The sequence below is a fragment of the Mucilaginibacter sp. PAMB04274 genome (assembly GCF_039634385.2).
Lineage (GTDB): Bacteria > Bacteroidota > Bacteroidia > Sphingobacteriales > Sphingobacteriaceae > Mucilaginibacter.
In genome coordinates this window covers 2,829,747-2,842,509 of sequence record NZ_CP155081.2, presented here as the reverse complement: position 1 = coordinate 2,842,509, position 12,763 = coordinate 2,829,747, and the positions used below count along the sequence as shown (strand labels likewise).

The following is a 12,763-nucleotide window of genomic DNA, read 5'->3' as shown; positions in this document are numbered from 1 at the left end:
TTAGATGTTATATCCGGACAATAGTGCAGATAAATTAGGCTTTACCGAAGTAAAGGAACTGATAAAAGCACACTGCCTGAGCACCATGGGCCAGCAAATGGTGGACAAAATACAGGTGATGAATAATTATGATCAGATACATAAGTTTCTGAGTCAGGCCCAAGAATTTAAAAACATATTGCTAAATGATGCGGCTTTGCCCATCAACCATTTTTTTGACATTAAGACTCTTGCCAGTAAGGTTAAGATAGAAGGGACCTTCTTATCTGAAGAAGAGTTTTTTCAGATACAAACCTCACTGGCAACTGTGTTTGCTGTAATTGGTTATTTTAACGAGCGGGAAGGGCTGTACCCTAACCTTGAAGCCTTATTTGAGCACTTACCTATAGAGAAGGCCATTATTAAGAAGATTGATATGGTGCTGGATGCCAAGGGTAAGATACGGCCAAATGCATCGCGCGAGTTGCTGGATATTACTTCAGGAATTGCCAAAGCTGAACAGGAAGCCCGTCGCAAAATTGATCAGATCTTTAAAAGTGCCTCTTCTAACGGCTGGACAGCCGACGGCTCACTCACCATTAGGGACGGCCGCCTGTGTATACCTTTACTAGCCGAAAACAAGCGTAAGTTAAAAGGCTTCATTCACGACGAGTCATCAACCGGCCAAACGGTTTATATGGAGCCGGAGGAAGTATTTAGCCTCAATAACCGTATACGTGACCTCGAATTTGAACGCCGCCGCGAAATTATAAAGATATTAACGCAGTTAACCGATGAGTTGCGACCCTACGTGCCGTTGCTATTATCCTATCATAGCTTGTTAACCAAGTTAGACTTTGTTCGTGCAAAGGCCTTATTTGCTATAGATATTGAAGGTGAGATGCCCATTGTAGTTAATGAAGCCAAGTTGAGGCTTATAAACGCGAGGCACCCTTTGCTATTCTTAAGTTTTATAAAGGAAAAGAAAATCGTAGTACCGCTTAACGTGAGCATTGATGATGGCGTGCGTATAATTACAGTGTCAGGGCCTAATGCCGGTGGTAAGTCGGTTTGTATGAAAACGGTTGGCTTGTTACAATTAATGAGCCAAGCGGGATTGCTCATACCTGCTGATGAAAATAGTACGGTTGGCGTATTTAAGCAGGTATTTGTAGATATTGGCGATGACCAATCCATCGAAAGTGATTTAAGTACCTACAGTGCGCATTTATCAAAAATGAAGCACTTTGTAGAGATGGCCAATGGTAGAACTTTGATTTTGATTGATGAGTTTGGTACTGGTACGGACCCTCAATTTGGTGGACCCATTGCAGAGGCGGTTTTGGAGTCGTTAAATCAAAAAAAGGTAAGAGGAATGGTAACTACACACTACTCAAACCTTAAAATATTTTCGAGCAACACCGAGGGTATAGAAAATGCCTCTATGTTGTTTGACAACCAGCAAATGCGGCCGTTGTATCAATTAGAGGTAGGTAAGCCAGGTAGCTCGTATGCTTTTGAAATTGCTCAAAAAATTGGTTTACCGCCGCAGGTGCTTAATCTGGCTAAAAATAAAATTAGTGCTGGCCAAAAAAAGGTAGATACTTTATTGGTTGATCTGGAGCGGGAAAAGAAAGAGATTTACGATACTAAGGTGCAGCTTGACCGTCAGCAGCGGCGGGTTGATAATTTGCTTACCGAGAACGAGAAGCTGAAAAGTTACCTGGAAGAAAATCAAAAAGCCTTAATACGGGACGCCAAACAACAGGCCAAGGACATTATAACCAATGCTAACAAACTGGTTGAGAATACGATATCCGAAATTAAAAGCAACCAGGCTGATAAAGAAAAAACCAGGGTATTACGTGAAAACCTAAACCGGGAGGTGGAGAAGAATACAGTTAAGGCTGCTGCGCCAACAAAACTAACAGGCGATGAAGACTTAAAAGTAGGTGATTGGGTTAAACTGACAGACTCAAACACTACCGGCCAGGTAATGGAGATTGCCAAGGATAATGTAATTATAGCCATAGGTGATCTGCGGACGGTAGCTAAGCGCAAACGCGTGCAAAAGGTATCGCGTAAGGAAGTGCCAAAAGAGATTCGCCGTGCAGGAACCAGCGCATCATCAACCAGTGATGTAGCAGGCTTTAGTCCCGAAATTGATGTACGTGGTATGCGGGGAGAGGATGCTTTGCATGCTATTGAAAAACTATTGGACCGTGCCCTAATGATGAGTTTCGGCTCACTTAAAATTATACATGGTAAAGGCGATGGCATACTACGCAAATTAATACGCAACTATTTCAAGAAATACGATCAGGTTAGCCACATGGAAGACGAACACCCGGATAGGGGCGGTGATGGTATTACTTATGTTTACCTAAAGTAAGGGTAATGAAAGTAGGTAAAGGGACCATAAAACCAAAAAGCGGCTGTTGATGATCAACAGCCGCTTTTTGGTTTAGTTAAAACTGATCTTTATGTTGCTCTACAATTTCTTTTAAAAACGCATAAAAGGGCTTGGCAAACTCCTTACGGCGCAACGCAAATTCTACGTTTGTTTTCAAGAAATCAAGCTTGTTGCCAATATCATAACGTTTACCTTCAATAGTGTGCGCATACATGCTTTCACTTTTTAGCAGGTTAAGCATGGCATCAGTTAATTGCACCTCGTTGTTTTTTCCCGGAGGCGTTTTCTCTAAGGCGGTATAAATCTCTGGTGTTAAGATATAGCGGCCTGCAATGGCCAGATTTGATGGAGCCTTGTCAACATCAGGCTTCTCTATCAGCGTATTCAGGTTCATCAGCGTGTCAGACAGCATATCGCCACCCACGATGCCGTAACGCGACACTTTATCATGCGGAACAGTTTCTACAGCAATAACCGTGCTTTGATACTGTTCATAAATGTCTATTAATTGCTGCGTAACTGGTATCACAGAGTTGATGATGGTATCACCTAATAACACGGCAAACGGCTCTTTACCAGTGTGATGGCGGGCATAGCAAATAGCATCGCCCAAACCGTTAATTTCTTTTTGGCGAATGAAGTGGATATTAGCCATGTCAGATAAGTGCATGATCTCGTCATACATTTTATCTTCTTTCTCCAGCAAACGCTCTTCTAATTCCGGATGACGGTCAAAGTGATCTTCAATTGACCTTTTCCCTTTTCCGGATATAATTAGAATATCTTCAATGCCTGAGTCAACCGCCTCTTGTACCACATACTGTATAGTAGGCGTATCAATTATAGGGAGCATTTCTTTTGGAGACGCTTTGGTTGCGGGCAAAAACCGGGTACCTAATCCTGCCGCTGGAATTACTGCTTTCTTTACCATAATTATATCATATAGGGTTTTATTACCCTGGCGTTAATCTTTTTCAAACTGTAAACCAGCTTCTTCAACATCTCATCATCCTCGTAAATGCCTATAATTGCCCCGCCCGATCCTGTGAAGGAAGCCGATGCGCCGCAATTACGGGCAGTATTTACCAACTCCATATTGCTGTCGCTAATGCTCATTATTTTGCAGCGGTTATCAAAGTTGGCGTTTATTAATTGTCCTAATAAATCGTAGTCCTGGTTCTTGATAGCCTCTGCGCCTTCATCGGCTAGGTTGGCAATCGTTTTTAGGGTGCTTATTACGTGCTCGTCGCCCTTGTCATATTTAGAGCGGATCTCGTTCAACACCTTGCCTGATACTTTGCCCAAATCTGTTTTATAGGCAATATAGAGTTTAGGTAATAAATTTGGATCAATAGGGGTGTAAATGCCGTAACCGTGTTCATCCATCTGTACCTTGTTGAAATCCATATGCACACAGCCTTCATAGCATTGTATTACGCGGTCTTGCAAGCCTGCGTTAATGCCCATTTCCTGCGTCTCGGCTTGCAAAGCAATGTTAGGCAGTAAATGAACCGGAATATCAATATTATAAAAGCGCATTAACGCTTTCAGCGTAGCAATAATAATAGCACTAGAGCCGGCCAAACCAACCTGTCGTGGAATGGAAGAATGATAGCGTATAGTGAAATTTTTGTTGGATAGCTTAATACTGTTTTCGTCGCAATAGTCGCAAAACTTCTTAATAGCAGCCTTTATAATGGGGATGCCGCCGTTATAACCAATCAGGCTAACGGTGTCTCTTAGGTGATAAACGTTTCTAAATGCGTTGGCATCAGCCTCTTGCGGTTCAATAACCAGTTCGGGCGACTTATAGAGTAGTATGTGGGCTCCAAAGTTTTTGATGCTTAAACTTATGGTTTTTCCGAAGTAGCCATCGCTGGGGTTGCCCAGCAATCCGGCTCTCGCGAACGCCCGGGAATCAATTATCATAGGTTGAATATTAACTTTTGCTAAAAATGCAGATAAATTCGAAATATCAGAATGATAAAGAGAAATTATATATTTTCGAGAAAATAAAATATGAACGGCTTTATGGTGGAATATTAAAAAAGCAGCGTTGAGCGGAAATATATTATCTTATTCGGGAACGGTATCTAAAATATTATTACGTGATGCAAAAGTGAATTTTAATTATTCATATTGCATGGTAATGGAACTACACTTTAAGTGTACTAACTCTTTGGACAACTGCGGCACCGTTTGCCTTTCTTATACTTTTTGCAGCACTTTTTGTAAACGCATTCCAGCTGAAAAGTAAACTCTTTCATCAACAATGGTTGATTAACGCTATATTCGGCTGGTGTATTTGTAAGCTCTTTATCCATGGCACTTTGCTGTGACAAAGGTAGTTTATAATTATTCTAAATAAAAGAACTGTTTTCAATTTAATATTACTGGAATGCATAAAATATGCTTTTGTTTACTAGTTAGCTTAGCAACAACGTTGGCTGCTCATGCGCAAGATGTAGTTGTAAAAAGTAATGATAATCATATACATTACATGGGCAGGGTAGACATACAGCCCGAACGAACTATGCTGGCCTGGTCTGGCACGAGCGCAAAAATTAATTTTAATGGCACCGGTGTTAAAGCTGTATTGCAGGATGAAGGCGGCAATAATTACTACAATGTAATTATTGATGGTACAGTTACGCAGCGCATTCAGATTGACGCTCAAAAACATGCTTATACTTTAGCGGCAAATCTACCTAAGGCGAACCACACTTTGGAGTTGTTTAAGCTAACAGAGTGGGCAATGGGTAAAACCTGGCTGTACGAATTTGATCTGGATGCAGGTTCTGCGCTTTTAGCTGCGCCGGCTATTAAGAAACATAAGATTGAGTTTTTTGGTAATTCTATAACCTGCGGCTTTGCTGTATTGGATACAACCGGAAAAGATCGTGGATCTGCTCCTTATGAAGATAACTATCAAAGTTATGCCGCTATAACCGCCAGGCACTTCGACGCCGAATACTATTGCACGGCTCGGAGCGGTATAGGCGTTTTGGTAAGCTGGTTTCCGCAGATTATGCCAGAGATGTACGATAAAGTCGATCCGTCTAACTTGCAACTGAAGTGGGATTTTACCCGTTATACGCCTGATTTGGTTGTAATTAACTTGTTTCAAAATGATTCCTGGCTGGTTGAACACCCAGAGCATCCGGAATTTAAAGCACGTTTTGGTGATAAAAAGCCAACGCCGGCGCAGATAGTTGCCGCTTATCAAAGTTTTGTAAAAACTATTCGCTCAAAATATCCTAAGGCTCAAATTATTTGTGCCTTAGGTAGTATGGATGCCAGCCGCGAAGGTTCGCCATGGCCGGGATACATAAAGCAGGCCGTAGTGGGTTTAAAAGATAAAAGTATTCAATCATTCATATTCCCTGCTAAAAATACGCCCGGCCACCCCAGTAAAAAGGAACAAATGGATATGGCTAATCAGTTAATTGGCTTTATAGACAAGAATGTAAAGTGGTAGTTTAAGGTTTAAGTTTGCTGTGGCACAATTTGAGTTTTCTTCAACCCGGAATTTAATCATGCTGAAATTAAATGCAGTGGTATTGAATCAGCCAGGGAAATTGAATTGAGCCTTTGCCTGTTCTGAACTTCTTTAAGTCTTCATTAAACGCTTCGTTTTCCGTTGGTGTTGCATACAAACCACTATGGTTCTTAAAGGCAGCAAAATGTACTAGGTTTCCGTTAAAGTTATTACTTAATGCGCCTGTGAGTTATATTTTTACTTTTACGAGGGCGATGACGCCGCAGTAGCGCCATAAAAAAGCGCTCTGTGAATTTCACAGAGCGCTTTTTAAACAGTAAAAATTTTGCTTACTGATTATCCGGACTGTTGCTACCATAGTCTGGCGTGCCTTTATCGTCCTCTGGCTTGTAATAAGCGGTACCTTCCGTATCAGATTCATCCTGACCTACTTTTTGGCGGTCGCCGTCATTATCTGCTGTTCCTTCTTGGGTGCGGCCATTGTCTTGTTCAACACCGCCTACTTTTTGCTGTTCTGGCTCTTCACGGTAGCCCGGAACTTCTTCTTTTCCTTCGTTCACGTCTGGTTCTCCTTGTTGGTCTTGTGGTTTAAAATTTTGATTTTCGGGGTGTTCCTGCAGGGGTTCTGTACGTTTAAAATAATCGTTACTGTAACCCGCAGTGCGCGATGGGTTGGCTAAGTCATCACCCGAACGGTTTTCACTCATCTCGCCAAAACTTTGTCCGCCCATGCCGTGGCTTTCATAGCCGGGCTGATCGGGGTTGTGCTCTTCGCCGCCAAATATGGTGCGTTTCAAATCGCTTTCATCCAAATTACTATCATCCTTTACCTCATAACCGCCTGCTGGTGCATCGGCCGTTTGCTCGGTATGGTGAGGATAATCTTTGGTTGGCTCATCATCATAGGGTACCATAGGTTCTGTTTTTTAGATGTATATTAAGTAAACAACCAGATGGAAAAAAGTTTTGCTTTAAGCTTTAACGAGTAATGTTTGTAAGGGGTTTGTGTAACCACAAAATGGAGGCCTTACTAATTTAATTTAAAAGTGTATTAAATACACAAATATGTTTGCTATTCTTCACCAAAAATCGTCTTTTTATGGCCAGTAAATGCCAGGCGTGTAGCTATGATATCGCCACCGCCCAATTAGCATTATAAACCAAAAATTGTAAAGCGTATTTTCTATGTCTGCCTTAACTAAACGTTTGCTTATCCTTTTGCTTTTGTTTCAGGTTGTAACTGTGCACGCACAACGGATCAAAGCCAGTATAAATACTAACTGGCAGTTTTATAAAGGTGATATTGAAGACTTTCCGGCAAATAACACCAACGTTAAATGGGAAACCATATCTATTCCGCATAGCTGGAACACAGCCGATGTAACAGACGACGAAAAAGGCTATTACCGTGGTACATGTTGGTACACCAAACGCTTAAGCATTCCGGCATCCTGGCAGGACAAATATGTCAGCGTTTATTTCGAAGGTGCTTCGCAAGTTGCTGAAGTGTATGTAAACGGAAAAAAGGCTGGTGCACACATTGGCGGTTATAGTGCTTTTAATATACCGGTTAAGCAATATTTAAATTTTGCGCCAAACTCGGTCAATGTTATTGCTGTGAAGCTTAACAATAAGCATAATGATGATATTCCACCATTATCAGCCGATTTTACTTTTTTTGGCGGTATATACCGCGACGTTTATTTGGTGGCTACCAATCCGGTTCACTTCGATACGGATAATAACGCGTCAGCCGGGATATTTGTAACCACGCCGAATGTATCGGCTGCAAAAGCTGATGTAAACATAGCCGGAGCATTTGTAAACCAATCAACCAAAACCAAGAGTTTGCAGGTCATTACTCGTATTACAAACAATGAAGGGAAGGTAATTGCGCAAAAACAAACATCAACAAAAGCAGGAGCGGGGCAAAAAGTAAGCTTTACGCAGAATATTGTAAACATCATGCAACCCACCTTGTGGTCGCCCGAAAGCCCTTACCTGTATAAGATTAATTCAGTTTTAGTTGATGCTGATACCAAAACACAACTGGATGAGGTAAACAATCCGCTAGGGTTTCGCTGGTATAGTTTCGATGCCCAAAATGGCTTTTTCCTGAACGGAAAACATTACAAGCTAATGGGTGCCAGTCGCCATCAGGATTATAAAGACCAAGGTAATGCGCTGCCTGATGCTATGCACGTGCGCGACGTTGAACTGTTAAAAAACATGGGTGCCAACTTTTTGCGCGTGGCTCATTATCCGCAAGATCCGGAAGTTTTGCAAGCCTGCGACCGGCTGGGTTTACTGGCTTCGGTTGAGATACCTATCGTAAATCAAATTACCGAAAGCCCAGCGTTTGCACAAAACAGTAAAAATATGCAGGTGGAAATGATTCGTCAGAACTTTAATCATCCAAGTCTTATCATTTGGGCCTACATGAACGAGGTTTTACTGCGTTTGCCCTATGCCAACGGATCTGTGGAACGGCAAACTTACCTTAAAAACGTAGCTCAACTAGCACAGCAGCTCGAAGATATTACCCGAAAAGAAGATCCATACCGGTATACCATGATTCCTAATCATGGCAGTTTTGAATTGTATAATAACGCTGGCTTAACCAAAATACCTAAAATTGTAGGCTGGAACCTATACCAGGGCTGGTACGGCGGCGATTTGAACGGCTTTGCCCAGTACCTTGACCGACACCATAAAGATTTGCCCGATAAACCGTTAATAGTTACAGAATATGGTGCCGATGCCGATCCGCGTGTACATAGCATGCAGCCTGTAAGGTTCGACAAATCAAACGAGTATGCGGTTATCTATCACAAGGCTTACCTCAAAGCCATGAACGAACGGGCATTTGTTGCCGGCGGGGCGATATGGAACCTGGCCGACTTTAATTCAGAACAACGTGCTGAAAGCATGCCCCACCTTAATAATAAAGGTATAGCTACTATAGAGAGACAACCCAAGGACAGTTATTGGCTATACAAAGCCAACCTATGGAAAAAACCTTTTGTATCCATTGGCTCCAAGCGATGGACATTACGCAGTGGTATAGCCGAATCGACAGATAAATTGCAGTGTACCCAGCCTGTCGAAATGTACAGCAACCAGCCCAGTGTAACGCTGAAGCTGAATGGTAAAAACTTAGGTTCGGTTAACACGGTAGACGGTGCTGCGGCATTTAATGTGCCCTTTATAAACGGCGAGAACAGGCTGCAGGCAATAACTTTTGTTAATGATGAGCAGGTTGCCGACGAGGTGTTGATCAATTTTAATCTTGTACCCGCCAATCTTAAAAGCACCGCTTTGCCCTTTACTGAGTTAAATGTAAGCCTGGGCGATAAACGCTTTATTGTAGATGAAGTGCAGCAGCAAGTATGGTTACCCGAAAAAGCCTATGAACCTGGTAGCTGGGGCTATATAGGCGGTGAGGTGTTTACGATGAAAGGCAACGGACGTATCAGTTACGGATCTGACAAAAACATATTGGGTACTGATAACGATCCGGTGTTTGAAACGCAACGGGTAGGCATAGAGCTATTTAAGCTTGATGTGCCCGACGGTACTTACGAGGTAACACTGCACTTTGCCGAACTGCTCTCTAACCAAAAAGGTGAGGAATTAGTCTACAACCTTTCAACAACAGGCAGCGTTGCCAAGAAAGACGAGATCAGCACACGTGCATTTGACGTAGCTATAAACAATGTTACCGTATTGGAAAACTTAAGCAACAGTAATTACCTCGAACCCGATAAAGCTTACAGTAGTAAAGTAATGGTTAATGCAAGCCATGGGAAGGGCATCGTTATAAATTTTAAGGCGCGGACTGGGCAGACTATACTAAACGGTTTACAGGTACGTAAACTATTTTAGAACAAGGCAATATATTCAGCACAAAAAAACAACCGGATAAACGAATAATAGCTCAAGGGGCGTTAACTTTACAGTTTCGAATATTGTAGCATGGATATACCCCGGTTATTAGAAGATATTTTACCTAAAGAACGTGTTAAGGCCAGTCTCATCGATTTGGTTGCATCGGCATCTGATGCAGGTTTTTATTACATGCGCCCTAAGGCTGTAGTACTGCCTGTTAACGAAACTGAGATTCAAAAGCTGTTTCACTTTTCAAAACAGCATCAAGTGCCACTGGTGTTTCGCGCGGCGGGTACGAGTTTGTCAGGTCAGTCGGTTACGGATGGTATATTGGTAGATCTAAGTCAGCATTGGCGTAAGATCAGTATTGAAGACAATGGCGGCAGCGTTCGTGTTCAGCCAGGTGCTATTGGCGCTATTGTGAATACTTACCTTAAAAAGTATGGGAAAAAAATCGGTCCCGATCCTGCGAGTATAAACTCGGCTATGATGGGTGGAATCATCTCCAACAACTCCAGCGGCATGTGCTGCGGAGTTGCCAAGAATTCCTATCACACGATTAAGCATATCAGCTTTATACTGCCCGATGGTAAGCAATTTTCGACCGAGAACCAAGCTGATTACGGTCGCTTTAATGCCGAGTGTGAGGTTTTGGCTGAACAATTAAAAAGTATGCGTAGCCAGCTAATAGGCAATCCTGAGCTGCAAGCTATCATCCGTAAAAAGTATAAAACCAAGAATACGGTTGGCTATGCTGTTAATGCCTTTTTAGATTTTGAGCATCCGCTGGATATATTAGGGCACCTGCTGGTAGGGGCCGAAGGTACTTTGGGCTTTATTGCCGAAGCAGTGATGAACACCGTGCCCGATTATAAGGCAAAGTCTACGGCTATGTTATATTTCCCAAGCATCTATTCCGCTTGTCAGGCCATTGTGCCACTTACCCAATCGGGTGCTGAAGCGGTTGAGTTGATGGACAGGGCTTCGCTACGCTCAATTGAGCATACACCCGGAATGCCCGCTATAATTAAAGAGCTGCCCCAAAGTGCTGCTGCGCTCTTAGTAGAATTTCAGGCAGATACAGCGGAGGAAGTGGAAGCAAAAATAGGGCAATTTATGGAAGTTGCCGCTCAACTCGATTTGTTGAATGAGGTGAAATTTACCGTTAACCCGGTGGAGCAGGCGCTGTTATGGAAAGTACGGAAAGGGCTTTTTCCGGCGGTGGGCGCGGTAAGGGCAAGCGGTACTACGGTAATTTTAGAAGATATAGCCTTCCCGGTTGCCACCTTAGGTGATGCCATACTGGATTTGCACCGGCTGTTCGAGAAATACCGTTATCAAAACGCCATTATTTTTGGTCATGCTAAGGATGGGAACATACACTTTGTAGTGACCCAAGCATTTGATACCCCTGCCGAAATTGAACGTTACGATAGCTTTATAAGAGAAGTTGTGAACCTGGTAGTAGATAAATATCAAGGAACTCTTAAAGCTGAACATGGTACAGGCCGCAATATGGCGCCATTTGTTGAAACTGAATGGGGGCCGGAGATTTACGAGATTATGAAAGCGGTGAAACTTTTGGTTGACCCTGAAAATCTGTTGAATCCTGGTGTGATCATTAACCATGATAAGGCCGCACACATACGCAACCTTAAAGACTTGCCGCAGGTAGAGGAAGAGGTAGACCGCTGTATGGAGTGTGGTTTTTGTGAACATAAGTGCCCAAGCCGCGATGTAACGCTAACGCCCCGTAAGCGCATTGTGGTAAGGCGCGAAATAACCAAACTTAAGCTACAGGGTAACTTTAAACAGTATAACGAATTGGTAGAACAATACCAATATCCCGGATTGGATACCTGTGCCGTTGATGGCTTGTGCGCCACGGCCTGTCCGGTTGATATTAACACCGGCGAATTGGTAAAACGGCTGCGCAAAGAAAATCACTCGGGTGTGGCTAACAGCTTAGCTTTGTTTACTGCCAAAAATTTTAAGGTAGTAGCTGCTTTGGTTAAAACTGCGTTGTACATGGGCGTAACGTTTAATAAAGTATTTGGCGTAAACACCATGAAAAATTTAACCGCAGGTATTAAGAAAGTTGTACCAGCTTTCCCACTGTGGTCAAACCAGTTGGCTGTTGCGCCGTCACTACCTAAATTAAACAAGTCTACCGGCTTGGCTGATGCCGTAGTGTATTTCCCGGCCTGCATCAACAGGGTGATGGGAGAGGCTCATAAGGGGCAGAAAACAGTTATGCAAACGTTCTTGGATGTTTCGGCCCGGGCCGAAATACAGGTTATTATTCCGCAGGGATTAGGCGGTCTTTGCTGTGGACAGATCTATTCGTCAAAGGGTTTTTCAGATTCGCATGCTTTTACCGTCAACCAAACGGTTCGTCATCTATGGGAAACAACGCAGCAGGGTAAGCATGCCATAGTTTTAGACATTAGCTCCTGTACGCAAACGCTACGCAACTGTCGCGGCAAGCTTACAGATGAAAACAAGGCCAAATATGACGCTATGCGCATTTTAGATAGCATAGAATATGTACAAGAATATATTATTCCTAAAACGCCTGTAGTAAGTAAAAAAAGCAATATTATGTTGCACCCAGTATGCTCATTAACCAAAATGGGGCTTGAAAATGCCTTTTCGGTTGTGGCTGGACACTATGCCGAAAAGGTGACGGTACCAGTGCATGCTGGCTGCTGTGGTATGGCTGGCGACAGAGGTTTCTTATTCCCCGAACTTACCAGAGCTGCAACGCACCTCGAAGCTCATGATGCAAAGAACGAACCGTGCAGCGGTTATTACTCATCTTCCAAAACATGTGAAATCGCCTTGTCAGATGCCGTGCAAAAGAATTATCAATCAATTCTTACCCTGGTTGACGAATGTACTGCGCCGGTAAGGTAGCCAACGGCCGGCTATAGTTAAACGTAGAATGCTGTTTCAAGTGATTAACAGAGGTCTTATACGCCTTG

The 12,763-nt window shown here is 42.9% G+C and carries 7 protein-coding genes; 4 read left to right on the top strand and 3 right to left on the bottom strand.

Translation table 11 applies throughout. The features are described 5' to 3' along the window. Positions 1-4 precede the first annotated feature (4 nt). Positions 5-2,371 carry an endonuclease MutS2 gene (locus ABDD95_RS11975; protein ID WP_345947561.1) on the top strand — a complete coding sequence of 789 codons (2,367 nt, stop codon included), beginning with the start codon at positions 5-7 and terminating at the stop codon, positions 2,369-2,371. 76 nt (positions 2,372-2,447) lie between these two features. On the opposite strand, the gene galU is transcribed toward ABDD95_RS11975, so the two are convergent. Together galU and ABDD95_RS11965 are read right to left on the bottom strand one after the other, a co-directional pair. Next, on the bottom strand, positions 2,448-3,323 hold the full coding sequence (gene galU, locus ABDD95_RS11970; protein ID WP_345947560.1) for a UTP--glucose-1-phosphate uridylyltransferase GalU: 876 nt from the start codon (positions 3,321-3,323) through the stop codon (positions 2,448-2,450). A gap of 2 nt (positions 3,324-3,325) precedes the next feature. Beyond that, positions 3,326-4,321 carry a hypothetical protein gene (locus tag ABDD95_RS11965; protein ID WP_345947559.1) on the bottom strand — a complete coding sequence of 332 codons (996 nt, stop codon included), beginning with the start codon at positions 4,319-4,321 and terminating at the stop codon, positions 3,326-3,328. 571 nt (positions 4,322-4,892) lie between these two features. On the opposite strand from ABDD95_RS11965, the gene ABDD95_RS11960 reads away from it, so the two are divergent. After that, on the top strand, positions 4,893-5,870 hold the full coding sequence (locus ABDD95_RS11960) for an SGNH/GDSL hydrolase family protein (protein WP_345947558.1): 978 nt from the start codon (positions 4,893-4,895) through the stop codon (positions 5,868-5,870). Between the two features lie 350 nt (positions 5,871-6,220). On the opposite strand, the gene ABDD95_RS11955 is transcribed toward ABDD95_RS11960, so the two are convergent. Then, the gene (locus ABDD95_RS11955; protein ID WP_345947557.1) at positions 6,221-6,805 is read right to left on the bottom strand and encodes a hypothetical protein; all 585 of its coding nucleotides are present in this window, start codon (positions 6,803-6,805) and stop codon (positions 6,221-6,223) included. A 271-nt stretch (positions 6,806-7,076) separates the two neighbouring features. On the opposite strand from ABDD95_RS11955, the gene ABDD95_RS11950 reads away from it, so the two are divergent. Beyond that, a complete protein-coding gene (locus ABDD95_RS11950) occupies positions 7,077-9,776 on the top strand; it encodes a glycoside hydrolase family 2 TIM barrel-domain containing protein (protein ID WP_345947556.1) in 2,700 nt (899 codons plus the stop codon). Positions 9,777-9,866: 90 nt separating this feature from the next. Next, positions 9,867-12,695: an FAD-binding and (Fe-S)-binding domain-containing protein gene (locus ABDD95_RS11945; RefSeq protein ID WP_345947555.1), complete on the top strand. Its 2,829-nt coding sequence runs from the start codon at positions 9,867-9,869 to the stop codon at positions 12,693-12,695. Positions 12,696-12,763 lie beyond the last annotated feature (68 nt).